General features: G+C 36.9%; 23 protein-coding genes and 1 pseudogene. 21 read left to right on the plus strand and 3 right to left on the minus strand.

Translation table 11 applies throughout. The features are described from left to right. Window positions 1–85 precede the first annotated feature (85 nt). From NST81_RS08815 to NST81_RS08840, 6 genes are all read left to right on the plus strand, one after another. Entirely contained in the window at window positions 86–1,447 is a 1,362-nt protein-coding gene (locus NST81_RS08815; protein WP_003353499.1) for an IS4 family transposase, read from the plus strand. A 279-nt stretch (window positions 1,448–1,726) separates the two neighbouring features. After that, entirely contained in the window at window positions 1,727–2,002 is a 276-nt protein-coding gene (locus NST81_RS08820) for a metal-sensing transcriptional repressor (RefSeq protein WP_211235576.1), read from the plus strand. Between the two features lie 15 nt (window positions 2,003–2,017). Next, window positions 2,018–4,429, plus strand: a complete 2,412-nt coding sequence (locus NST81_RS08825) for a heavy metal translocating P-type ATPase (protein ID WP_026678682.1) — start codon at window positions 2,018–2,020, stop codon at window positions 4,427–4,429. A 14-nt stretch (window positions 4,430–4,443) separates the two neighbouring features. Beyond that, complete coding sequence (gene copZ, locus NST81_RS08830; protein ID WP_025726869.1) at window positions 4,444–4,647, plus strand: copper chaperone CopZ; 204 nt, start codon at window positions 4,444–4,446, stop codon at window positions 4,645–4,647. A 356-nt stretch (window positions 4,648–5,003) separates the two neighbouring features. Next, window positions 5,004–6,287, plus strand: a complete 1,284-nt coding sequence (locus NST81_RS08835) for an IS110 family transposase (RefSeq protein WP_048622726.1) — start codon at window positions 5,004–5,006, stop codon at window positions 6,285–6,287. Between the two features lie 392 nt (window positions 6,288–6,679). Then, complete coding sequence (locus tag NST81_RS08840; protein ID WP_197023470.1) at window positions 6,680–6,850, plus strand: hypothetical protein; 171 nt, start codon at window positions 6,680–6,682, stop codon at window positions 6,848–6,850. A gap of 877 nt (window positions 6,851–7,727) precedes the next feature. On the opposite strand, the gene NST81_RS08845 is transcribed toward NST81_RS08840, so the two are convergent. Beyond that, entirely contained in the window at window positions 7,728–8,891 is a 1,164-nt protein-coding gene (locus NST81_RS08845) for an IS256 family transposase (RefSeq protein ID WP_048623008.1), read from the minus strand. Between the two features lie 894 nt (window positions 8,892–9,785). On the opposite strand from NST81_RS08845, the gene NST81_RS08850 reads away from it, so the two are divergent. Then, window positions 9,786–10,295 (plus strand): DUF4145 domain-containing protein, encoded by a 510-nt coding sequence (locus NST81_RS08850; RefSeq protein ID WP_341029433.1) that lies wholly within the window; start codon window positions 9,786–9,788, stop codon window positions 10,293–10,295. 323 nt (window positions 10,296–10,618) lie between these two features. Here the strand turns inward: NST81_RS08850 and NST81_RS08855 are convergent. Continuing rightward, a pseudogene (locus NST81_RS08855) lies at window positions 10,619–11,902 on the minus strand (IS110 family transposase). Between the two features lie 808 nt (window positions 11,903–12,710). On the opposite strand from NST81_RS08855, the gene NST81_RS08860 reads away from it, so the two are divergent. The 5 genes from NST81_RS08860 (at window position 12,711) to NST81_RS08880 (ending at window position 16,285) form a co-directional block, all read left to right on the plus strand. Then, entirely contained in the window at window positions 12,711–14,060 is a 1,350-nt protein-coding gene (locus NST81_RS08860) for a hypothetical protein (protein ID WP_341029434.1), read from the plus strand. A 198-nt stretch (window positions 14,061–14,258) separates the two neighbouring features. Continuing rightward, window positions 14,259–14,444: a hypothetical protein gene (locus tag NST81_RS08865; protein WP_341029436.1), complete on the plus strand. Its 186-nt coding sequence runs from the start codon at window positions 14,259–14,261 to the stop codon at window positions 14,442–14,444. A gap of 99 nt (window positions 14,445–14,543) precedes the next feature. Next, entirely contained in the window at window positions 14,544–14,729 is a 186-nt protein-coding gene (locus NST81_RS08870) for a hypothetical protein (protein ID WP_025726878.1), read from the plus strand. A gap of 42 nt (window positions 14,730–14,771) precedes the next feature. Then, the gene (locus NST81_RS08875) at window positions 14,772–14,897 is read left to right on the plus strand and encodes an aldo/keto reductase (protein WP_341029442.1); all 126 of its coding nucleotides are present in this window, start codon (window positions 14,772–14,774) and stop codon (window positions 14,895–14,897) included. 1,025 nt (window positions 14,898–15,922) lie between these two features. After that, a complete protein-coding gene (locus NST81_RS08880) occupies window positions 15,923–16,285 on the plus strand; it encodes a hypothetical protein (RefSeq protein ID WP_341029444.1) in 363 nt (120 codons plus the stop codon). Between the two features lie 130 nt (window positions 16,286–16,415). On the opposite strand, the gene NST81_RS08885 is transcribed toward NST81_RS08880, so the two are convergent. Then, window positions 16,416–16,784, minus strand: coding sequence for a helix-turn-helix domain-containing protein (locus NST81_RS08885; protein ID WP_025726880.1), 369 nt, complete (start codon window positions 16,782–16,784; stop codon window positions 16,416–16,418). Between the two features lie 122 nt (window positions 16,785–16,906). Here NST81_RS08885 and NST81_RS08890 point away from each other — a divergent pair, with 122 nt between their 5' ends. The 9 genes from NST81_RS08890 (at window position 16,907) to arsA (ending at window position 24,257) form a co-directional block, all read left to right on the plus strand. Further along, window positions 16,907–17,197, plus strand: a complete 291-nt coding sequence (locus tag NST81_RS08890) for a hypothetical protein (RefSeq protein WP_025726881.1) — start codon at window positions 16,907–16,909, stop codon at window positions 17,195–17,197. A 24-nt stretch (window positions 17,198–17,221) separates the two neighbouring features. Further along, window positions 17,222–17,518 carry a hypothetical protein gene (locus NST81_RS08895; RefSeq protein ID WP_327805838.1) on the plus strand — a complete coding sequence of 99 codons (297 nt, stop codon included), beginning with the start codon at window positions 17,222–17,224 and terminating at the stop codon, window positions 17,516–17,518. A 27-nt stretch (window positions 17,519–17,545) separates the two neighbouring features. Continuing rightward, a complete protein-coding gene (locus NST81_RS08900; protein WP_341029446.1) occupies window positions 17,546–17,881 on the plus strand; it encodes a hypothetical protein in 336 nt (111 codons plus the stop codon). Window positions 17,882–17,981: 100 nt separating this feature from the next. Continuing rightward, complete coding sequence (locus NST81_RS08905) at window positions 17,982–19,145, plus strand: IS256 family transposase (protein ID WP_048623008.1); 1,164 nt, start codon at window positions 17,982–17,984, stop codon at window positions 19,143–19,145. 1,039 nt (window positions 19,146–20,184) lie between these two features. Next, entirely contained in the window at window positions 20,185–20,532 is a 348-nt protein-coding gene (locus NST81_RS08910) for an ArsR/SmtB family transcription factor (protein WP_327805840.1), read from the plus strand. Between the two features lie 27 nt (window positions 20,533–20,559). Then, window positions 20,560–21,621, plus strand: a complete 1,062-nt coding sequence (arsB, locus tag NST81_RS08915; RefSeq protein ID WP_341029447.1) for an ACR3 family arsenite efflux transporter — start codon at window positions 20,560–20,562, stop codon at window positions 21,619–21,621. A 20-nt stretch (window positions 21,622–21,641) separates the two neighbouring features. Then, the gene (gene arsC, locus NST81_RS08920) at window positions 21,642–22,064 is read left to right on the plus strand and encodes an arsenate reductase (thioredoxin) (RefSeq protein ID WP_017552541.1); all 423 of its coding nucleotides are present in this window, start codon (window positions 21,642–21,644) and stop codon (window positions 22,062–22,064) included. A 55-nt stretch (window positions 22,065–22,119) separates the two neighbouring features. Further along, window positions 22,120–22,479 carry an arsenite efflux transporter metallochaperone ArsD gene (gene arsD / locus NST81_RS08925; RefSeq protein WP_341029450.1) on the plus strand — a complete coding sequence of 120 codons (360 nt, stop codon included), beginning with the start codon at window positions 22,120–22,122 and terminating at the stop codon, window positions 22,477–22,479. A gap of 17 nt (window positions 22,480–22,496) precedes the next feature. Beyond that, window positions 22,497–24,257 carry an arsenical pump-driving ATPase gene (arsA, locus tag NST81_RS08930; RefSeq protein ID WP_341029452.1) on the plus strand — a complete coding sequence of 587 codons (1,761 nt, stop codon included), beginning with the start codon at window positions 22,497–22,499 and terminating at the stop codon, window positions 24,255–24,257. Window positions 24,258–24,266: the final 9 nt, after the last annotated feature.

A 24,266-nucleotide genomic window follows, 5' to 3' on the forward strand; every position in this document is an offset into this window, starting at 1 on the left:
GTCTAAAAAACAAAAAGACACCTCTTTCTTTTGGTAAACTATTGGTGACCAAACCAAAAACCAAAGAAAGAAAGGTGTCACCATTATGATAACGAAAAAAGAGTATTTTGCGCAATTACCAAAAGAAATAAAAGACGGATTTTCTGAATTACAAATTGGTAATCATTTAAGAAAAGCAGGAATTATCAAGGCTTGTGGTTATTCTTGTTTATCGATTTTTCAACTATTATTTCTTCTTGTTTTTCAATACAGAAACTGGTACCACGCCTTACAAAGCAAAAAGGCTGCCGATTTACCAGGAAAAGATACCATTTATCGTTTTTTGAACTCGTCTACGTATAACTGGAGAACCTTTTTACTATCTCTGAGCTCCGAAGTGATTCGTCGTGTGAAACAAACGATTTCGAAGCGCCGTGTTACCGTGTTTATTGTAGACGATTCGATTTATTCTCGTAACCGTAGTAAATCGGTTGAGCTTCTAGCTAAAGTATTCGATCATTCCACTCGTCAGTTTGTCAATGGTTTTCAACTATTAACGCTCGGATGGTCCGATGGCTTTACATTTGTACCTATCGATTTCGCTCTTTTGAGTTCAGCGAACCAAAAGAATCGCTTGAACGAAATCCATTCGTCCATTGATAAACGAACCACAGGCTACAAACGACGGCTCGAGGCATTGGAAGCAAAACCAAACATGGTGTTGAAATTAGTAGAACATGCATTGGATAAAGGAATTTTCGCTGATTATGTGCTCATGGATACATGGTTTACTCATGCCCCGTTGGTGGAGAAGATTCACTCCAAAGGCCTTTTTGTCATTGGTATGGTCAAACAGCTGAAACAACGGTATCTTTTCAACGGAGAACGTTTAACCTTGGAACAACTGTATCGAAAAGCGAAACGAGACATTGGCAAAAAAGAAACACTCGGCTCGATTCACGCAACCCTTCATACGGGTTTACCAGTGAAAATCGTGTTTGTGCGGAATCGAAACAACCAAAGTGAATGGCTAGCCATTTTGAGTACAGATACCACGCTGTCTAATGAAGAAATCGTTCGAATCTATGGGATGCGTTGGGACATTGAAACCTTTTTTAAATTCAGTAAATCGTTTTTACATTTAGCCAAAGAGTTTCAAGGTCGTTCCTATGACATGATGATTAGCCATACTACCATTGTCTTCACTCGGTATATCTTGATTGCTTGGCAACTTCGGAAAGAAGAGGATCCGAAGACCATGGGCAACTTATTCTTGTTTCTATGTGACGAAGTAAAGGAGATGGACTTTAAAACGGCTTTACTACAATTGATTTCTCTTTTCCAAACTTTGGCTGAAGCTAAGGTTTATTTGAGTATGGACATTTTTCAGTGTCAACTGTCCAATTGGATTACTTCTTTACCTCGTTATATCAAGGACTGTCTCCATATTTCTGTGTGCGAAAGTTGAGTTACTAAATAAAAAAGTTTAATTTATGTTGGTAATTTGACTTAAAGAACCAATTCCTTTTTATCCATGCAGCTTTAAACAGGAAATAATTGAATAATGTACATCACGTTGATCCAAAATAGGAATAAAAAATGATACATATAAAATCAATCATACATAAGTAAGATATCAGTTGCTTTATATACCCTATACGGGTATAATGTATATAAACGAAAATAGTTATAATCAACGAGGTGAACCTAAGTGACTCACTGTGAAGAACAACATATAAATCCAAAAATGGTTCCGCGAACCGAAGAAGAAATCGAAAGCATCATCAAGCGTTTGAAACGTATTGAAGGACAAGTGCGCGGTGTGCAAAAGATGGTCGAAGATAATCGTTACTGTATCGATGTTTTGGTTCAAATTTCCGCAATTCAAGCCGCGTTAAACAAAGTCGGGTTGAACTTGTTGGAACGCCATGTCAATCATTGCGTTTCCAAGGCGATTCGCGAAGGCAACGGAAAAGAATCGATCGACGAATTGATGGACGTCATTCGGCAATTTTCAAAGTAAAGGAGGGAAAGATTGATGAGTGAACAAAAGCTCGTTACGTTGAAGGTGACTGGTATGACATGTGCCGCTTGTTCCAATCGCATTGAGAAAGTATTGAACAAGATGGATGGAGTAGAAGCCAATGTCAATTTAGCAATGGAAAAAGCAACGGTTAAATATGATCCTTCTAAACAAAGTGTAGCTGATATCCAAACAAGAATTAATAAATTGGGATATGGTGTTGCGACTGAAAAAGTAACGCTAGATATTGAAGGGATGACTTGTGCGGCATGTGCGACTCGGATTGAAAAAGGGTTAAATCGTATGGAAGGCGTTACAAGTGCGACTGTAAACTTAGCGACAAACAGTGCGGTTGTAGAATACAACGAGGGTATTTTATCCGTAGGAGACATTTTAGAGAAAATCAAAAAGCTTGGGTACAAAGGACAGATTCGGAACGAAGAACAAGATCATGCTGGTCGAAGAGAAGAATTACTTAAACAAAAAAAACGGCAACTCACCATTTCTATCATCTTATCATTACCTTTGCTTTATACGATGATTGCTCATTTGCCTGTTGATTTAGGCTTACCGTTGCCACACATTTTAATGAATCCGTGGTTCCAACTTCTTTTAGCGACACCCGTTCAGTTCTATATTGGCGGTCCTTTCTATCTTGGGGCTTATCGGGCATTACGGAATAAAAGTGCAAACATGGATGTATTAGTAGCCCTTGGAACATCGGCCGCTTACTTTTACAGTTTGTATGAAGCTTTTAAAACTTTAGCCAATCCCGAATATATGCCCAAATTGTATTTTGAAACAAGTGCCGTGTTGATAACCCTTGTACTTGTTGGAAAATATTTTGAAACATTGGCGAAAGGGCGAACGACAGAAGCTATCTCTAAGCTGTTAAGTCTGCAGGCAAAAGAAGCTCTTGTCATCCGTAATGGGCAAGAAGTAAAAGTTCCGCTCGAAGAAGTGGTGATCGGTGATACGATTCTCGTCAAGCCCGGAGAAAAAATACCGGTAGACGGTACTGTAATCGCCGGAGTTTCCTCAGTGGACGAATCGATGATTACAGGTGAATCGATTCCGGTTGATAAGAAAGAAGGGGACTCTGTTATAGGAGCCACCATGAATACAAATGGTGTACTGACCATTCGAGCCGAAAAGGTAGGGAAAGAGACAGCCCTTGCCAATATTATTAAAATCGTTGAAGAGGCACAAGGCTCTAAAGCACCGATTCAGCGTATGGCTGATGTCATCTCAGGTATTTTCGTACCCATTGTGGTAGGAATTTCTGTTGTGGCGTTCATGTTATGGTACTTCATGGTGGCACCGGGTGACTTGCCAAAGGCGCTTGAAGTGGCCATTGCGGTTCTTGTCATCGCCTGTCCTTGTGCGCTTGGTTTAGCCACACCAACATCCATTATGGTCGGAACAGGTAAAGGGGCAGAAAAAGGGATCCTCTTTAAAGGGGGTGAGTATCTAGAAGGAACGCATAAAATCAATGCTGTGTTACTGGATAAAACAGGAACTGTTACAAAAGGGAAACCAGAAGTAACAGATGTAGTAGAGTTTCAAAAAGGCATGCTTGATTATGCCATTTCAGCCGAGAGCGCTTCTGAACATCCGTTGGCCCAAGCAATTGTGGAATATGGAAAGAAGCAAGCGATTTCTATAAAACCACTAGAGCATTTCGCCGCCATTACTGGTCACGGAATTGAAGCTACCATTGATGGCAAACATATCCTTGTTGGAACGCGAAAATTGATGAAGGAACACTCGATTGACATTTCCATGCATGAAGATCAAATGGCGGATCTTGAAAAACAAGGGAAAACCGCTATGTTGGTTGCCATTGACCATAAGATTGCCGGCATCATTGCTGTCGCGGATACCGTAAAAGAAAGCTCTAAAGAAGCCATTCAAACTTTAAAACAAATGGGTATAGAAGTGTACATGGTAACGGGAGACAATCAACGCACGGCTGAAGCGATTGCGAAGCAAGTGAATGTGGATCATGTGTATGCCGAAGTGCTCCCTGAAGACAAAGCGAAAATCGTTGAAGAACTCCAAAAACAAGGAAAACGAGTGGCGATGGTTGGCGATGGGATCAATGATGCTCCCGCTCTTGCAAAAGCGGATATCGGAATGGCCATCGGCACAGGAACGGATGTCGCGATTGAAACGGCTGATGTAACGTTGGTTGGCGGAGATCTGGCGCATATTCCCAATGCGATTGAGTTAAGCCGCAAAACGATGAGAAACATTCGACAAAATCTATTTTGGGCTTTGTTCTATAATTCCATTGGTATTCCTGTAGCAGCAGCTGGATTATTGGAGCCTTGGGTTGCGGGAGCAGCGATGGCATTCAGCTCAGTATCGGTTGTGACAAACGCGCTTCGTTTGAAACGCGTGAAAATAGAAAATGGAACCATATAAAGGAGGAAGTTTGAATGGACATTACATTAAACGTAGAAGGAATGACTTGCGGACACTGCAAAATGGCCGTAACGAATGCTCTTAAAGAGCTGGAAGGTGTGAAAAATGTGGATGTACATCTAGAAGAAGGCACTGTGGATGTGAATTATGATGAAACAAAAGTCAGTGTAGAAAAAATGAAAGAAGCCATTGAAGAACAAGGTTACGATGTGAAATAACATAATAAAAGAGATCATGGATCACAAATCCATGATCTCTTATTATTCAACGTTGTCAACGTTTTGGCACGACAAGAGTTTGACAGCCAAACCACGATGAAATTTTTTGTGCTTAACGGACAATGATCATTTGGATTCATATATGAAATCATGAGTATAACTTTATAAATTTTGATATCATTCGATATTTGTGCTAAAACCGAAAGAAAACATAGAAACAGTATTTGGATTAATACAAAAAAGGAGCATTCCTGTAATGAGGAAATTTGAGGTTTGATAAAAAAAGTCCCCTTGGTATAGTACAGGGTGTCAATGCGCGTTGACCCCGAATTTCAATAAACCAAGGAGGACTCAAAATGAATTATACACAAAATCAAAAAATCTCTCAAATTACACCATCAACTCTCATTGTAGGTATTGATGTAGCTAAAGAAAAGCACGTTGCCCGTTTTCAAGATGACCGAGGCTTAGAATTTGGCAAGAGATTGATCTTTGAAAATCGTATACACGGCTTTCAAACCTTATTAGATTGGGTTAATCATATTCAAAAAGAAAATCATAAGGACCACGTGATTTTTGGAATGGAGCCAACAGGTCATTATTGGCTAAATCTTGCTTACTTTCTTAAGGCAAAAGGATATGATGTAGTGCTAGTGAATCCCATGCACGTCAAAAAAAGTAAAGAGCTTGATGACAATTCGCCTACAAAAAACGATACAAAAGATGCTCGTGTCATTGCACAGTTAATGAAAGATGGGCGATACTCCGTACCGAACCTATTAGAGGGCGTATACGCTGAACTAAGGGAAGGCGTCAAATTACGAGATCAGCTCATCAAACAGCTTATGATCATTGAAGGGCGGATTGAAAACGTCATTCAGCGCTTTTTCCCAGAGTTTTTCGATGTGTTTGGAGATTGGAAAGGTAAAGCAGCCTTTTATACCTTGCGCATGTTTCCATTTCCCTCTCATATTCAAAAGTTGTCACCAGAAGAAGTGCTGCAAAAATGGAAACCGTATGTACAGCGTGGGGTTGGGCTGAAACGAGCAACCCGACTCGTAGAAGTAGCGAAAAAGAGCGTTGGGATTGAGACAGGAATCCAGTTCGCAAAAAGAGAATTGGATTGCCTATTGGATCAATATGAGCTTTACAAGAAACAGTTAGCACAACTAGATGAAGAACTAGAAGGTGTTGTTGAAAGCATACCAGGTGCGAAACAAATGACCAATATCCCGGGACTTAGTTACACTACCATTGCTTTGTTCTTTGCGGAAGTAGGAGATTTAACCAAGTACAATCATCCGCAACAATTAGTCAATCTGGCAGGGCTTTCTTTAAGAGAACACAGTTCAGGAAAGTATAAAGGGCAAACACGCATAACCAAAAGGGGTCGAAGACGTTTACGAAAAGCATTATACCTGGCCATTCGACCATTGGTTGCCCATAATCCTGTATTTAAAGCCTTGCATCATTACTATACCAATCGGCCAGACAGGCCGTTAAAAAAACAACAGTCTCTGATTGCCTTGTGTTGTAAATTATTACGTGTGTTATTTGCCATTGGTAAGAAACAGTGTGAGTTTGATGGATTAAAGCTATTAAAGGGATTACCTCAAATAAAAGCATTACAGGCTGCATAAAAGCTTTCAAACGACTTGTTATTCTGACAAACACCAATAGTGCAGAGTTGGAGTATATTTTCACCATTCGGGCATTAGACCCTGTAAAGGAGCATATCCAACCTCCACCTCATGGATACGCAGGACGAAGGAATGTGTGGATCTTATAATCCAGTGATACATGGGAGGGTGAGCGACCATGAGAAGTGTGGAGATTTCTTGCACGGTCATACATGATATTACAGATATTGTAAATCTGTATTATAGGATGCACCTTACCATGTAAATATATTGAATAAATACAAGTAATATCCACTCATTTGAGGTAAAGAAGCTATTATGTGTTAGCGAAATTTAAAGAAAACGCGAGAATTTTGAAGAAAATTAAAGTTTATAGAGGGAGAGTATAAACAATGCGGAAAATAAGCCGTAAATCCTTAGAAAAGTACATCAAACTGACTGGAGAAATGGCAAGAATTGAGGCGAAGAAAAATAATACTTACATCGTTTATAAAAATCATAAAGGTATTGTGAAAGAATATCCAAATGGAAAAATTGAAATAATCAAAGAGGGAGAGAAGTGACTAATATAACGGTCACTTTCTTTTTATATTATGCCAATAGTTCACTCGTTTATTTGATTAAGCTTTATTCAAGAATATTTTTTGAAAACTTAGAATATTTTTCGAAATGACGAAATCAGTAAATTACCTACTACTCCTTGTTATCATTGTTTTTATGAGAGATTAGGCAAAGCTCGATGGAATGACGTAATCTCTAGACTGCATATTGAATTTCATTGATTAAACTGTGGAATTTTCTTTTGTTATATTAAAACACATCGTCAGCCTTTAACAGTGAATTATTTTTTATCTGTCAAATGAAAAAATCAGCTTTAAATTTCTCGTTTCTCATATTTAATATCGACCCTATAAAGGTACTATTTTGCAAATTGAATTACATATTAAAGCGAATTTTATTAAAAAGATATAGGTAAAAATTCAAGAGCCTAATAAACATAGGTACTTAATATCGTTACGGTAACGAAAATTGGTAACCATTACTTGATAGTATATTTTTTATAATTTTAAAATAATAATTTAATTTATCAAGAAAATTTCTCGTTTTTCTATATTAAATAGTTTTTTTAAATTAAGAAATACGAAAAAATCACAAGTTTTTATCGTATTTAGTATCTAATGATCGTAACCAACATTCTCCACCATTTAAAGAAACCATTATAGTGTTACTAAATATTAAAGAATGAAATTTAGATAGATAATGAAAATAAGTATCACAACATGGTACCGTCAAGAATTTTGTGTAAGAGAGTATTCTCAGATACGTTTTTTTAATCTTGGAGGAGGTGTTTAGTTGTCTTATATGAGACTGAATATTCAGTCTCATATAAGACAACTTAGTCTCCCTAGACTCTGTTCTTCATGAACAAAATTTGGTCTTTCAGTATCTTTCTTCAAACATATCTTGAAGTGCCTTGTATGCCGTAGAAAACCCTTTAAGTTTTCTAGTGGACCATTTTTCATTCAAGTCCTGTACCGTTAAGAACGTGATTTTTTCTGCTGCTTCAATACTGGTTAAGCTGTTCATCGTTTTGAGTCGTTTACGTATATCTTTAATCGTTCGTTCAATAGCATTGGTCGTGTAGATGACACTACGAATACTGGTCGGATATTTCATGAATGTTAGGAGGACATCTAAATCTTGTTCCCAAGATTGGACTTCTCTAGGATACTTTTTAGACCACTTGTCTTTAAACTCATGAAAGGCTTGAATGGCTGCGTCTCTTGTCATCGAACGATAGATCAGCTTTAGGTCTTCAGCCACTTCAAATTGGTCTTTTTTCCTTACCTTGTTTAACGTATTTCTTACTTTGTGGACCACACATCGTTGAACATCGGCTTTCGGATAGACGGCTTTAAAGGCTTCTTCAAGACCTGGGAGTCCATCAAAAACACCAAGTAAGACTTCATGAGCACCGCGTGTATAAAGGTCTTGGAGAATCTCTTGCCAGCCATGCGCGCTTTCTTGACCTCCAACGTAAAAGCCAAGAATTTCACGATAACCTTCTTCATTGACACCAAGAACAACGTAAATGACTTCTTTGGCATACGTATCACGACGAACTTTTATATAAAACCCATCAAGATACAACACAGAATACCGTTTGTTTAATGGACGTTGTTGCCATTTTTGAATATCCTCCAACGCGGCATCTGTAATATGACTAATCGTGGTAGGAGAGTAGGTTGAACCAAGAATTCTTTCGATAAACTTCCCAATTTCTCGAGTGCTCATCCCACTTTGATACATTTTAATAATCGCCTGTTCCAGCCAGCCGTCTTGACGTTGATAAGGCTCAAACAGTTGAGTCTGGAAATCCCCGTTGCGATCTCTTGGAACCGTAAGAGCTTCTATTTTCCCGTACTTTGTATCAAGAGTACGGTGATAATAACCATTTCTTGAGTTTTGAACGTGTTCCTGTTCCACTTGGAGGAAATTTTTGATTTCTTCTCTCATGATGAATTCAAGCTTTTCTTGAACAAAATCTTTTATCATATTTTCCAGTTGATTTGCGAAATCTGAGTTGAGTATACTATTACTCATAAGGTAGGGTATCTCCTTTCAGTTTTGTTTGGTCGCAAATCTGAGAATACCCTGCCTTTTTCTTTTTTTCTAGTAGAAAAATTTGCTTACACAAAATAATTTACATCATCCACAACATTTGGATGAACACTTTGCAGTATATTTTAATTAAATAGTACCCCCACTAGATATAAGTGATAATTCTTCTCGAAGGGATTTTTTGTATCTGAATGAATACTCAATGATATTCGTTTCACTATTGTTTGAATGAAAACCTGCTACTTGATGAAAAAAATGAGTGGGGGAAGGATAATCAATAACGAATTTTACTGCATTTCGTAAGCAGAGTTCCATTTGTATAAAAGTATTAGCAAAAAACCGTTTTAAAGACTGTCAATAACGTACATAGTTTATCATGCATCCTGACGGTGTCCGTTCTATGTGCATAGTAAAAAGCTGGGAAATCCAAATATAATTCAATGTTTTTCTCATTTTTTATAAATGCAAAAAAACTCCGACTATATCAAAATAAATCTAGTTATTAACGTAGGAAAACGTTTCTATTAAATCTCTTCATATTTGATTGTTTTTTCACTACAATAGCAACGCCTCATATGTAGTAGGACTGGATGATCTGGCACATGATACTTTGATTATTGGTGAAAGCGGCTGTAACTTCCGAGATATATTGGAAGGTATAATGCTGAAAGCTTGCTCACAGTTTCAATCAGTTTTAGCAGTGAGCAGCATGCAAGCGGAAAACCAGTTTTCTGAAAACTGGTTGGGCAATTGTTTATTGGCGAAAAGCTCCTTAGAAGAAGATTTAGTAAATTTCACCTCTGGAGTGCTATAATTTAAGCATAAGAAAGTAATAAAAGAAAGTAGATTTTAATCTATTATCGATGGTGCTTAAATATGTCTGAAAAGATTATTCTAACTTGCCCACATTGTGGGAATAAAACTCCTATGGAATTATTAAATAGATTTGAAAAAGTAACAACAGTTCCTTTGCAATTTAGTGAAAAAGCCCATTTTCATGATATTTTTGAGGTGTTTGAGTGTCCTGTTTGCAAAGGTTTTCAGTTGTTTCATACTCACTGGAATACTGAAGAAGCATACCGTGAGGGTTTTGATATTTATGAAGAGGGGTCTGTTTTGTTTCCAACCTCTGAAAAGGTAAATTTATATAGTTTACCTAAAAATATTAAAGGTGCTTATGAGTCAGCTTTAAAGGTAAAGAATATTGATAACGCTGTTTGTGTAATGGCACTTAGAAGAACTTTTGAAATGGTTTGTAAAGATAAAGGAGCTGTAAATGGTCAACTTCATCAAAAGCTTAATCAATTACAGCAACAAGGCATTTTACCTCCCTCTATAAACTTTAATTTTCTTCAAAATTCTCGCGTTTTCTTTAAATTTCGCTAACACATAATAGCTTCTTTACCTCAAATGAGTGGATATTACTTGTATTTATTCAATATATTTACATGGTAAGGTGCATCCTATAATACAGATTTACAATATCTGTAATATCATGTATGACCGTGCAAGAAATCTCCACACTTCTCATGGTCGCTCACCCTCCCATGTATCACTGGATTATAAGATCCACACATTCCTTCGTCCTGCGTATCCATGAGGTGGAGGTTGGATATGCTCCTTTACAGGGTCTAATGCCCGAATGGTGAAAATATACTCCAACTCTGCACTATTGGTGTTTGTCAGAATAACAAGTCGTTTGAAAGCTTTTATGCAGCCTGTAATGCTTTTATTTGAGGTAATCCCTTTAATAGCTTTAATCCATCAAACTCACACTGTTTCTTACCAATGGCAAATAACACACGTAATAATTTACAACACAAGGCAATCAGAGACTGTTGTTTTTTTAACGGCCTGTCTGGCCGATTGGTATAGTAATGATGCAAGGCTTTAAATACAGGATTATGGGCAACCAATGGTCGAATGGCCAGGTATAATGCTTTTCGTAAACGTCTTCGACCCCTTTTGGTTATGCGTGTTTGCCCTTTATACTTTCCTGAACTGTGTTCTCTTAAAGAAAGCCCTGCCAGGTTGACTAGTTGTTGCGGATGATTGTACTTGCTCAAATCCCCTACTTCCGCAAAAAACAAAGCGATGGTGGTATGACCGAGTCCCGGGATACTCGTCATTTGCTTCGCACCTGGTATGCTTTCAACCCTGCCTTCTAGTTCCTCGTCTAATTGGGCTAACTGTGTCTTGTAAAGCTCATATTGATCCAATAGACAATCCAATTCTCTTTTGGCGAACTGGATTCCGACTTCAATCCCAACGCTCTTGTTCGCTACCTCTACGAGTTTGGTTGCACGTTTTAGCCCAACCCCACGCTGTACATGCGGTTTCCATTTTTGAAGTACTTCTTCTGGTGTCAACTTTTGAATATCAGAAGGAAATGGAAACATGCGCAAGGTATGAAAGGCGGCTTTCCCTTTTCAATCTCCAAACACATCGAAAAACTCTGGGAAAAAGCGCTGAATGACGTTTTCAATCCGCCCTTCAATGATCATAAGCTGTTTGATGAGCTGATCTCGTAATTTGACGCCTTCCCTTAGTTCAGCGTATACACCCTCTAATAGGTTCGGTACGGAGTATCGCCCATCTTTTATTAACTGTGCAATGACACGAGCGTCTTTTGTATCGTTTTTTGTAGGTGAATTATCATCCAGTTCTTTGCTTTTTTTGACGTGCATAGGATTCACTAGCACTACATCATATCCTTTTGCCTTAAGAAAATAGGCAAGATTTAGCCAATAATGACCTGTAGGCTCCATTCCAAAAATCACGTGATCCTTATGATTGTCATTTTGGTGACGCTTGACACAATCTAATAAGGTTTGAAAGCCGTGTATACGATTTTCAAAGATCAACCTCTTGCCAAATTCTAAGCCTCGATCATCTTGAAAACGGGCTACATGCTTTTCTTTAGCTACATCAATACCTACAATGAGAGTTGATGGTGTAATTTGAGAGATTTTTTGATTTTGTGTATAATTCATTTTGAGTCCTCCTTGGTTTATTGAAATTCGGGGTCAATGCGCATTGACACCCTGTACTATACCAAGGGGACTTTTTTTTTTCAAACCTCAAATTTCTTCATTACAGGAATGCTCCTTTAAAGGGAGACATATCTAAGGTAATAAAAGACTTTGGAAATATGGCGGCACATGGAGATCAAGTAAACTTTGATAAATACATGGTAGAAAGTATGTTCAGATTTACCAACAAGATACTTGAATATATTTACATACTCCCTAGAGAAATGAAAAGAGCAAGGCAAGAGCTAGAAGACTTGGCAGAGGAAGCTGAATCACAAGCCAACGCAACAAACTAGCTCATTGGTTGTAATACATAAAAAGAAACCTTTTGTGCTATGTCTCTCCTTGTTTATTCCTTAACTCGATTGTTCTCAAGGTCTCCGAGTTTATTTCCAATATCTTGTATCTCACGACTGTATTTTATGGTAATGCCAAGCTTTTGTCCGCTCATTATGATTTAACCTCCTCATTGTTATTTTCTTTAGACTATTTCTATAAAGATTTTATTCTTCCTTTAATATTGCCAATAGAAAGAATGTAATTTTACAAAAATTAAGGTATTAATCTAGGAGGAAGGTTGTTGAAGAACATTAATCATTTATATAATGACATAGAAGAATATAAAACACCTTTATAGATGAAATATACTTGAAGAAAAAACAAATCATAAACGAAAATAATGAATATGGGAAACTTGCTAGGTTGAAAAAAGGGCGTATCAAGGAATTTTTAGAAGAATGTTATCCACTTGAAAAGGGGGAGACAAACTATGTCATCATATTCTATTGAGCAAGGTGCTGAACAAATTTATCACCCAAAAACAAGGGAATATTTCAAGGAAGTTCTCCAGTCTTATGTAAATGGGAGTTACCGCTCAGCTGTCGTAATGCTTTATTCAGTTGTTATGTGTGATTTAATTTATAAGCTGAAAGACCTTAAAGAACTATATGATGATGAAACAGCAAAATCAATATTAGACAAAATAGAGGAAGAGCAAAAGAAAAATCCCACCAATCCGGGAAGCTGGGAAGGTGTACTTATCGAGGAAGTTAAAACAAGAACACTTTTATTAGAACCAGTTGACAAAATAAGTATAGACTCATTAAGACAGCACAGACATTTATCAGCTCACCCAGTTCTAACTCAACAAGATTTACTCTCAACACCAAACAAAGAAACTGTCAGAGCATTAATAAGAAATATGCTTGAAGGCCTACTTGTGAAAAACCCAGTTATGTCTAAGAAGGTTTTTACAATGTTTCTTGAGGATTTAGAACAACACAAGAATTTCTTCTCAGATGATTTGTCGCTTGAAAATTACATAGAGTCAAGATATTTGAAAAACACCAATGAACAAATGATAAATGCCATTTTTAAAGATCTATGGGGAATTACTTTCAATTGTACAAGCGACCCTTGTAGGTTAAATAGAGACATAAATTATCGAACACTAAAAATTCTATATAAAAGGTACAAAGCCAGCTTGTTGAAGTATATAGAGGAGAATTCTATTTCTTTTAACAAGTTTAAAGAGGATGAAGAGAGTATCTTGATAAGATTAACTGAGTTCTTTGGTAATAACCCCGAATTGTACAGTTTTGTGGAGAGCCATAATCAAACAAAACTCAAAGCGAAAATTGATAAGGAGTGGAAATTCAAAGTACGTTCTCCATTTTTAAGAGAGAGCATGGAAAAACACTTTGATTACTTAATTAAAAACATACATTGGACAGAGCATAGTTATTATGAAGAAAAGTTTTATGAGAGCTATATATTAAACAAAGCTGAAATGGATTTACTTTATAACTGGGCTTTAGAAAATGACTGTACAGATAAATATTATGATTTACTTATCGAGCAATTTATTCATAGTGGCAACTTTGACACAGCAAATTATAATTTTAGAGACTTTATTAAGCCAAACTTAAAACAATTCAATCGAGAACAGTTCCTTGCTTTATTTGATGGTATTAACAGAAACCGTCAATGTCATGGACATAAATACGCAAAAGTCAATAACACAGAAATTAAAGCTCACTCTGATTTAATACTCGGTTCAGATTTTGACTACAAAGGGAATTACCCAAATGTTCAATTTATAGAGAGTAAAGAAAAATGAGACGGTCAAGGGGGAAGTAAAACTCCCTTTTGTTGACCAACAAAGGTTTTACTCAAAAGCTCTCTTTGCATTTATCTTCTCTGAGTTGGGTAACTGATCAGTTTAATGTTTCCCAGAAGAAATACCACTATGCTGGTTTTTTACTTTAACACCTCCTCAAAGAAGTTATTATTATAAATAACTAAGGAGGTGGGAAAAATGAGCAAGAGCACTGTTTTAGTTATTCGAGTCTCGCAATCCAAGAAGAAAGGAAATAACTATTTTAATGTAAATATTGAGGGTCTTAATGTAATGCTTACAGTTCATGAGAACAAACAACCAAAAAGTTACGCTCGAATTAAAGAATGGATAGCGTCTGATGAGCCAGAGAGAAACCCTATATAGGACTTTGGGTATTTCTTCCAAAGAACAACTCGCACGTTTTGAATTAATCCAACCGATGTATAACCTGGTAAAACGTCAGGCCAAAGTAGAAATTTTCCAATGGCGAAGTCTGAACAAATTGGGGTCATTACATACAGTCCGCTTGGTGCCGGTTTATTAACCGGAAAATGTGGGGTGAACAAACGTCCTGATCATGGCCGAATTGTTGATGATGCCCGCTATCATGACCGTTACAGTGCCAAAGAAGATTTTGTTGTGGCTGATCAGTTCACCAAATATGCTTAATCTCGAGACGTGAAACCTGCAACTTTAGCAGTTGCTTGAGTAATGGCTAATCCCGCTGTGACTGCCCCAATTATTGGCGCACGTAATTTAAATCAATTGGAAGATTCGCTAGCAGCTGCCAATTTTAAAATGACAGCAGAAATGTATGCTGAAATTCCGATTTGTTAAGAACAACTTCGCCGGAAACAGATTGAACAGAGATATTGTCTGGTAAATGGAAATTAGACATGGTTTTTCTCTAACAAATCAAAGAAAAGAGATACTGGAATGGAAACTATGTTAATAGAGTATCCTTCATGGGAATGAAAAGACCCTAAAAACCTCGTTTACCAGAAGTACAAGCCCCTATGAGAATGAATACGTAATTATTAGAGAATTAATAATACTCAGGGAAATAAATTTGTCAATGATTAGTTTCTTAGTGGAGCTAGGCTAGACATTACAAAAGCATCCTTGGTAGCATGTGGATGAAATTCGCATAAAAATTAGGAAGTCCCAATATATTCAATGTTTTTCGCATCTTATATAAATACAAAAAACTCTGACTATATCAAAATAAAACAGGTTATTAACATAGGCAAACGTTTCTATTGAATCTTTTCATATTTGATGTTTTTTGTAGTAGGACTGGATGATCTAGCAAATGAAACTTTGATTATTTATGAAAGCCGCTATAATTTCCAAGATATATGCGCACAGTTTCAATCAGTTATAGCAGTGAGCAGCCTGATGGCGGAAAAGCAGTTTTCAAAAAACAGTTTCTCGGCATTTGTAAGTTGACGAAAAGCGCAGCAGAAGAAGATTTAAAAAGGAAGGTAGTTGCTCTTCCATGGAATGGCACGGAATTCGTCATCTACTCAGATCGTATATCATAAGGAATGTGTGTGCCCGCACTTCGAGAATTAAAGCAGGGAAAGACTCTATCATAGCTAGGGTAAATCCTCTAAGAATGTAGGTTTGAAAAGGGTTATAACCCCGATCCCCCAATTTCTACAAAAGGCAATAAATTCCTTGGCTCTATTGGTCTTTTTCTACGATTAAATCTTTCTAAGAGTGAGAGGTTCACTTTCGCGGTTCAACCCTACGATTGTTTGCTCAAATCCTATAAAAAAGTAAATGAGCGGAGAGAAAAGTGTGTGCTTTTCTCTCCGCTTGTCGTTTTATGGAGACTCACAAGACAAAGTGGTTTACTAGTGATTCTTTCAGAAGGTAAGTTACCAAATTCATTTGTTTACAACACTTCAAAAACAGCGAACAATGCCATGATGGTTGGGTTTGCACGTGAGCTTGAGGACACTGATGCTCAAATTTTTGCGGTAACGCCCGGACCAACATCTACAGATTTAAATGGTCATCATCCACTTGGAAAGTCTCCTGCTGAAGGAGCAAAAATTATTGTTGATTATTCAACAGACGGCAAACGACATCATGGGAAAATGCTCATGAAAGACGCCGTGCCCTTTGACTTTCTTCAAAATTTTGTTCCAAATTTCGAGCATAAAAGTCTTACTAATGTTGACATAAAAACGGTAGTCTTTATGAATATTGGAGATTAAAAAATACTGGATTGTTTACGAAAGATAGAAATGAGTATTATGGCAATCTATGGGTCAATATTGAAAATACAATATTTATTTTTCTGTATTTGACATGACAGTTTAATTTGAAATAAATTTTTGTAAAAATCTAATCCTTGATAAACGGAAGCAAAAGTACATATAGTCCCTTTTTTTGTTCTGTAGAAAGTGATGAAATCATTGAAATTAATTTTTCCTCTAATTCTTTATCTATGTCCAAACTGTCCTGATCAACTAAAGGTAATTGTAGTTTTTGTAACTCACTTTTCCCTTCTAGTCTGCGGAAAAAGTCACTCAATGATATATCAAATTCTCTACATATTTTAACAAGAAGAGAAAATGATACCTCTTGATTGCCACTCTCAATTCTGGATAGTGTTGGTTGAGATATGTTAATTTTTTTCGCAAAATCCACCATTGTTATTTCTCTTTCTCGTCTCATTTCTCTGATTAATCTTCCGATAAATAAGTTATTCATTATTTTTCCCTCATTACTTAAATTCTCTTTTAATCGTACAGTTTTTTGGTTTTACAATCAATAAAATATGTGTTATTCTATTTATGGATATATTCATAATATGAATAAAAGAGGTGTTCTTAGTGATAGAAGGATTCCAGAAAGCTGTGAATCAATTAATTGAGAATAGACTTGGAGATATAATTAATAGCGAAGAATATAGAATGTTTTCAGAGGCAATATATCGAGATTTGGAAGATAAACTTTCTTCAATTACAGAATCACTTAATGAAGATGCGAGAAATAATCTAATTGAAGATATTAAATCAAATATATTTGAACAAGTATTTTATCAAAGCAAGCTAACATACCGAGTTGCTTTTAATGATTCATTAATATTTTTAGTAAATACTCTTTTAATTCCAAAAAAATAAACAGTAAGGTAGGTATAAAACGATATGAATTTATTTAAAGGAAGAATGGTTATAGAACTCTCTACACTGGTTGATACAAATAACGAAGAAATAATGACAGAACAAGCACACGATGGTTTAACATCAGAATTATTTAATGAAATTATGATTTTATTAGGTGCAAAAGGTTATTTTGTCGGTTCAATTGGTGCAACATTAGAGGACTCAGGAAAGGCTAAAGATGAAGATTTTATACTTATTAAATCCAATACTGACAAGGCGTTAAGAGATATACACCAAGTTTATAATAAAGCAAATAGACAAATTTTTAAAATAGAGTAGAATGAGGAAGCTGGTGGGTGATTAAAGATGAAGAAGGCTTCAAATTTATTAAATATTTCCAACGCCTTGTATGAAGATCCTGAGATAAATAGAAATCGGGGAAGGTACATTCTTTACATACTAGAAAAGAATTTAGGAGATGAGATTCCCCATGAAAAGATCAAGAAATATGGTTTTTTTGGTGTGCCGCAAAGTATAATATCGCAATTTAAAAAAGGTTATCTAATTTTAGCAGAGGTAACCTTTCTTTTTGCCTGTTTTTATATTGCTAATAAAAATAAGAAAAGCAATATAAAAATGGAAAATGTATTAAGTTGTATTACAAATTGTTGGGATGAGGAGCGGACTCGTACGATGATGTAAATTATTTTGTGTAAGCAAATTTTTCTACTAGAAAAAAAGAAAAAGGCAGGGTATTCTCAGATTTGCGACCAAACAAAACTGAAAGGAGATACCCTACCTTATGAGTAATAGTATACTCAACTCAGATTTCGCAAATCAACTGGAAAATATGATAAAAGATTTTGTTCAAGAAAAGCTTGAATTCATCATGAGAGAAGAAATCAAAAATTTCCTCCAAGTGGAACAGGAACACGTTCAAAACTCAAGAAATGGTTATTATCACCGTACTCTTGATACAAAGTACGGGAAAATAGAAGCTCTTACGGTTCCAAGAGATCGCAACGGGGATTTCCAGACTCAACTGTTTGAGCCTTATCAACGTCAAGACGGCTGGCTGGAACAGGCGATTATTAAAATGTATCAAAGTGGGATGAGCACTCGAGAAATTGGGAAGTTTATCGAAAGAATTCTTGGTTCAACCTACTCTCCTACCACGATTAGTCATATTACAGATGCCGCGTTGGAGGATATTCAAAAATGGCAACAACGTCCATTAAACAAACGGTATTCTGTGTTGTATCTTGATGGGTTTTATATAAAAGTTCGTCGTGATACGTATGCCAAAGAAGTCATTTACGTTGTTCTTGGTGTCAATGAAGAAGGTTATCGTGAAATTCTTGGCTTTTACGTTGGAGGTCAAGAAAGCGCGCATGGCTGGCAAGAGATTCTCCAAGACCTTTATACACGCGGTGCTCATGAAGTCTTACTTGGTGTTTTTGATGGACTCCCAGGTCTTGAAGAAGCCTTTAAAGCCGTCTATCCGAAAGCCGATGTTCAACGATGTGTGGTCCACAAAGTAAGAAATACGTTAAACAAGGTAAGGAAAAAAGACCAATTTGAAGTGGCTGAAGACCTAAAGCTGATCTATCGTTCGATGACAAGAGACGCAGCCATTCAAGCCTTTCATGAGTTTAAAGACAAGTGGTCTAAAAAGTATCCTAGAGAAGTCCAATCTTGGGAACAGGATTTAGATGTCCTCCTAACATTCATGAAATATCCGACCAGTATTCGTAGTGTCATCTACACGACCAATGCTATTGAACGAACGATTAAAGATATACGTAAACGACTCAAAACGATGAACAGCTTAACCAGTATTGAAGCAGCAGAAAAAATCACGTTCTTAACGGTACAGGACTTGAATGAAAAATGGTCCACTAGAAAACTTAAAGGGTTTTCTACGGCATACAAGGCACTTCAAGATATGTTTGAAGAAAGATACTGAAAGACCAAATTTTGTTCATGAAGAACAGAGTCTAGGGAGACTAAGTTGTCTTATATGAGACTGAATATTCAGTCTCATATAAGACAACTAAACACCTCCTCCAAGATTAAAAAAACGTATCTGAGAATACTCTCTTACACAAAATTCTTGACGGTACCACTCGTACAGCCGAGATTACTATGAAACACACACTAGATAATATAGAAAAGTATAAAAGCTGGATTAAAAAACAAAAACATAATGGAAAATACTATGTTAAGTATTAAATTTAAAAATTAAAGACGGGGTGTTATTTTTTGGTACATATATTCAATTCCCTTTGATTCCATCCTCTGATTTAATTTACTTGCAAGCATGAGGATGGCCATAGTTTTTCTTATCCTTACGAAAATAAAAATTATGCTCCTATTTATTGGGAGCTTTTTTATTTTTTCTGATGATATCATTCTTAAATGGGAATATGTAATCATAATTTGATAATATCGATGGATGGAGTAAGTCATAAATGAGCTTCAAAATAAAACAACTGATTTATTAGATTAACGACTTATTGGGGCAGTTAAAGTAAAAGTCGCAGCATTAGATCGTGCTTAATTCGTTGCAGTAAGTTTAACTTCTCTAAAGCAATACGATTGCCGTAAAGAGTTATATGGGCAATACGCACACTAAATTCATTTTATTGACCAAGGCTTATTGTCGGTTAATGCGGGCCTGTACAAAGTTGGAACAAAGAGATTTTGTGGAGTCATTGGCTGAAGTGCTTATAAACGCAAACATTTCATCTTTATACACAAGTTAGTTTTTTAACGGAAAAGTACCGGCTTGTTTACCTATTTTCACACTTTTTGTTTGAGCTTGATTTTGTTTGAGCTTGAATTGTAAAGATTATGTTAAAATCTGTTAATGCTCTTGAATCATATAACTATATTGTTATATGATTACTTTAGGTGGAAGTTTAAGTGGAGGAGTCATGGAACCTCCAATTTTTCTCAATTAATAAGTAAATAGTTATATAATTATAAAAAAGGAGGGTGTTTTCGTGGTAAAAACGGTAACGGAACTAGAAAAAGTATCAAAGGCTTTAAAGTTACTTGGTGATAAAACCCGTTTAACGATTATGGCGATTTTAAAACAACGTGAGTGTTGTGTATGTGAACTTCTTGAAGTGTTCGAGATGAGTCAACCTTCTATTAGTCAGCATCTTCGCAAGTTAAAAGATTTAGGATTAGTCAAAGAGGATAGGAGAGGACAGTGGGTTTATTATTCCCTTAATCCACAAAGTGAGTTTTATGATTTAATCCATGATATTTTGAAACATATTCCAGATCAAACAGAAAAAATTCGTAAGATTGAGGAAATCAACCCTACGCTCCGTTGCGGTTGTTAACCTAATAATGAAATTGGGAGTGAAAAAATGAATAATCAGGGGAAAAAGCGTTTATCGTTCCTAGATCGATATTTAACCATTTGGATTTTTCTTGCTATGGCGGTTGGAATCGCTTTGGGATCTATATTTCCGGAGTTTGTAGACGGAATAAACAGTATGCAGGTTGGAACAACATCGATTCCAATTGCTATTGGCTTAATTTTAATGTTATATCCGCCGTTAGCAAAAGTTCGCTACGAGGAGATGGGACACGTCTTTAAAGACATAAAAGTATTGGTTTTGTCCCTTGTACAAAATTGGATTATTGGCCCAATATTGATGTTTGTATTGGCGATCGTATTCTTGCCTGATAAGCCAGAATACATGGTCGGACTCATCATGATTGGTCTGGCACGTTGTATTGCTATGGTAATTGTCTGGAATGATTTGGCGAAAGGAGATACAGAGTACGCAGCTGGACTTGTGGCGTTTAACTCTGTATTCCAAATGTTATTTTTCTCTGTTTATGCGTATGTGTTTGTGACAACTATTCCAGAATGGTTAGGATTAAAAGGTGCTATCGTTAATATTACAATGATTGAAGTCGCTAAGTCGGTGTTCATTTACTTAGGAATTCCGTTTTTGAGCGGGATGTTAACGCGTTTTGTGTTGGTAAAAGCAAAGGGTAGACAATGGTATGAAAAAGTATTCATTCCAAAAATCAGCCCGATTACATTGATTTCTTTATTGTTTACGATTATTGTCATGTTCTCTTTAAAAGGAGACGCTATCGTAAGCTTGCCGTTGGATGTAGTGAGAGTTGCAATTCCATTGTTAATTTACTTTGTGTTAATGTTCTTCGTTTCCTTCTTCTTAGGGAAGAAAATTGGAGCGAGCTATCCTGTAACCACTACACTTGCCTTTACAGCCGGCAGTAATAACTTTGAGTTAGCGATTGCCGTAGCTGTTGGCGTGTTTGGGATTCATTCTGGTGCAGCATTTGCAGCCGTGATTGGACCACTTGTGGAAGTACCTGTCATGATTGCTTTGGTTAACGTGGCATTATGGTTTCAACGAAAATATTTCAAAGCAGAATCAGTATATTACTAACAACAAAGGTGGAATGAAATATGAAAAACAAAAAGAAAATTTACTTCTTATGCACAGGTAACTCTTGCCGCAGCCAAATGGCAGAAGGATGGGCAAAAAAATATCTTGGTGATGAGTGGGAGGTTCAAAGTGCCGGAATTGAAGCACATGGCTTAAATCCCAATGCAGTAAAAGCAATGAAAGAAGTGGGTATTGATATTTCCAATCAAAAGTCCAAACTGATTGATCCGGAATACTTAAATCATGCCGATCTGGTTGTCACTCTTTGTGGCGATGCAGATGAGAGATGTCCGATGACACCGCCTCAAGTAAAACGGGTTCATTGGGGGTTTGAAGATCCAGCAAAAGCAGAAGGCACAGACGAAGAGAAATGGGCTGTATTCCAACGTGTACGCGATGAAATTGGCGCACGCATCAAAAAATTTGCGGAAACAGGCGAATAAGACTGAACTAACAGCCGAGAAGAATCTTCTCGGCTGATTTTATAGGAGGGAAATCATGATAAAAATCGAAATCTTTGATCCAGCAATGTGCTGTCCAACAGGGATTTGTGGTCCGAGTGTAGATCCGGAATTAATCCGTATCTCCGTAGCAGTAAACAATTTGAAGAATAAAGGGATTGATATTGTACGTTATAACCTTGGAAGCGAACCAGATGCTTTTGTAGCAAACGAAATCATCAGTAAACTACTGACAGAAAAAGGACCAGATGTATTACCGGTCATTTTAGTGGATGGTGAGATAATAAAAGAAAAAGGATATCCAACAAACGCTGAGTTAGCGAAATTAACTGGTATGACAGAAGAAGAATTAAACCAAAAACCAAAAGTTCGCTTAAGTCTCAATGTGAAAAAATAGCGAAAGAAGTGAATGATATGATTACTTTGTTCAACCCTCGATCCATAGATTTCACTCCCTTTTTATTTTTTACGGGAAAAGGAGGAGTAGGGAAAACATCAACGGCGTGTGCAACAGCTATTGCGTTAGCAGATAGTGGAAAACAAGTATTGCTCGTAAGCACAGATCCCGCGTCTAATTTACAAGATGTGTTTGAAGTAGAGCTGCAAAATAAACCTACCGCCATTCCAAATGTCCCAAATTTATTTGCTGCTAATCTCGATCCAGAAACTGCGGCAAATGAATTTAAAGAAAAAGTAGTTGCACCATATAGAGGGAAGTTGCCAGAAACCGTTATCGCCTCCATGGAGGAGCAACTATCGGGTGCATGTACCGTTGAAATTGCAGCCTTCGATGAGTTTTCTACATTATTGACGAACAAGGAACTTACTGTACAATATGATCATATTATTTTTGATACGGCTCCAACAGGACATACGTTGCGATTGTTGCAGTTGCCCACTGCGTGGAGTGGATTTCTAGCAGAGAGTACACATGGCGCTTCTTGTTTGGGTCCGTTAGCGGGACTAAGCGCTAAGAAGAGAATGTATGAACAAAGTGTAGAGGTACTAGCGAATCCAGAGAAAACAACCTTGCTTCTTGTGACTCGTCCTGACGGCTCTCCGCTTCAAGAAGCGGCACGAGCATCCAAAGAGTTACGAGAGATTGGGTTGAAAAATCAGTATCTTCTTATTAATGGTTTGATGAAAGATTTCGTTAAAAATGATGAGGTTTCTTCTGCTTTCTTTACTCGACAAGTTCGTGCATTAGAACAGATGCCGAATGAGTTAAAAGAATTGCAAACATTTGAAATTCCGTTAGTACCATTTAATATCGCCGGAGTAGAAAACATCCGTAAGTTATTCACCTTTGAACAGACAAGCGTTGTATCGGCAGATGAAACAAAGTCATTGCACGTTCCAGCTTTAAAAACGTTGATTGATGACTTATCAGAGTCAAGGAAGCGCGTAATTTTCACAATGGGTAAAGGCGGCGTAGGAAAAACAACAATTGCTTCTGTGATTGCAGTTGGGTTGGCTGAAAAAGGACATCGTGTTCATTTAACCACAACAGATCCGGCTGCTCATATAGATTATGTGATGCATGGAGTCCAAGAAAATATCTCTATTAGCCGTATTGATCCAAAAGTAGAAGTAGAGAAGTACCGTAACGAAGTCCTCAACCAAGCAAAAGATACAGTAGATGAAGAAGGATTGGTTTATTTAGAAGAGGACCTACGTTCTCCTTGTACAGAGGAAATCGCGGTATTCCGCGCCTTTGCAGATATCGTAGAAAAAGCGAGCGAAGAAATAATTGTCATTGATACAGCTCCGACAGGACATACTTTACTGTTATTGGATGCTGCACAAGTCTATAATAAAGAAATTGCGCGCTCTTCTGGAGAAGTACCGCGATCTGTGCAAAACTTGTTACCACGTCTTCGCAATCTGGAAGAAACAAGTGTAGTCATTGTTACATTGGCTGAAGCTACACCGGTTTATGAAGCAAGCCGTCTACAAGATGACTTAAAGCGCTCAGGAATCCAACCGAAGTGGTGGGTCATCAATCAAAGCTTCTATGCCACACATACAGTGGATCCTATTCTACGCGGACGAATACAGTCTGAAGTTCATTGGATTGAGGAAGTACAACGAAAATCACAAAACCATTGTGTGGTTATTCCTTGGCAGTCGGAAGATATAATAGGATATCAAAAACTTAAAGAATTAACTATCTAAGTTGGGATA

This window comes from Bacillus sp. FSL W8-0223 (genome assembly GCF_038006805.1).
In the GTDB taxonomy this organism is placed as follows: domain Bacteria; phylum Bacillota; class Bacilli; order Bacillales; family DSM-4216; genus Bacillus_O; species Bacillus_O smithii.

What these genes read in the sequence shown, in the direction of transcription:
- NST81_RS08815 (WP_003353499.1), top strand. Translation starts at nt 86, where the DNA reads ATGATAACGAAAAAAGAGTATTTTGCGCAATTACCAAAAGAAATAAAA.
- NST81_RS08820 (WP_211235576.1), top strand. Translation starts at nt 1,727, where the DNA reads ATGGTTCCGCGAACCGAAGAAGAAATCGAAAGCATCATCAAGCGTTTG.
- NST81_RS08825 (WP_026678682.1), top strand. Translation starts at nt 2,018, where the DNA reads ATGAGTGAACAAAAGCTCGTTACGTTGAAGGTGACTGGTATGACATGT.
- copZ (WP_025726869.1), top strand. Translation starts at nt 4,444, where the DNA reads ATGGACATTACATTAAACGTAGAAGGAATGACTTGCGGACACTGCAAA.
- NST81_RS08835 (WP_048622726.1), top strand. Translation starts at nt 5,004, where the DNA reads ATGAATTATACACAAAATCAAAAAATCTCTCAAATTACACCATCAACT.
- NST81_RS08840 (WP_197023470.1), top strand. Translation starts at nt 6,680, where the DNA reads ATGCGGAAAATAAGCCGTAAATCCTTAGAAAAGTACATCAAACTGACT.
- NST81_RS08845 (WP_048623008.1), bottom strand. Translation starts at nt 8,891, where the DNA reads ATGAGTAATAGTATACTCAACTCAGATTTCGCAAATCAACTGGAAAAT.
- NST81_RS08850 (WP_341029433.1), top strand. Translation starts at nt 9,786, where the DNA reads ATGTCTGAAAAGATTATTCTAACTTGCCCACATTGTGGGAATAAAACT.
- NST81_RS08860 (WP_341029434.1), top strand. Translation starts at nt 12,711, where the DNA reads ATGTCATCATATTCTATTGAGCAAGGTGCTGAACAAATTTATCACCCA.
- NST81_RS08865 (WP_341029436.1), top strand. Translation starts at nt 14,259, where the DNA reads ATGAGCAAGAGCACTGTTTTAGTTATTCGAGTCTCGCAATCCAAGAAG.
- NST81_RS08870 (WP_025726878.1), top strand. Translation starts at nt 14,544, where the DNA reads ATGGCGAAGTCTGAACAAATTGGGGTCATTACATACAGTCCGCTTGGT.
- NST81_RS08875 (WP_341029442.1), top strand. Translation starts at nt 14,772, where the DNA reads ATGGCTAATCCCGCTGTGACTGCCCCAATTATTGGCGCACGTAATTTA.
- NST81_RS08885 (WP_025726880.1), bottom strand. Translation starts at nt 16,784, where the DNA reads ATGAATAACTTATTTATCGGAAGATTAATCAGAGAAATGAGACGAGAA.
- NST81_RS08895 (WP_327805838.1), top strand. Translation starts at nt 17,222, where the DNA reads ATGAATTTATTTAAAGGAAGAATGGTTATAGAACTCTCTACACTGGTT.
- NST81_RS08900 (WP_341029446.1), top strand. Translation starts at nt 17,546, where the DNA reads ATGAAGAAGGCTTCAAATTTATTAAATATTTCCAACGCCTTGTATGAA.
- NST81_RS08905 (WP_048623008.1), top strand. Translation starts at nt 17,982, where the DNA reads ATGAGTAATAGTATACTCAACTCAGATTTCGCAAATCAACTGGAAAAT.
- arsB (WP_341029447.1), top strand. Translation starts at nt 20,560, where the DNA reads ATGAATAATCAGGGGAAAAAGCGTTTATCGTTCCTAGATCGATATTTA.
- arsC (WP_017552541.1), top strand. Translation starts at nt 21,642, where the DNA reads ATGAAAAACAAAAAGAAAATTTACTTCTTATGCACAGGTAACTCTTGC.
- arsD (WP_341029450.1), top strand. Translation starts at nt 22,120, where the DNA reads ATGATAAAAATCGAAATCTTTGATCCAGCAATGTGCTGTCCAACAGGG.
- arsA (WP_341029452.1), top strand. Translation starts at nt 22,497, where the DNA reads ATGATTACTTTGTTCAACCCTCGATCCATAGATTTCACTCCCTTTTTA.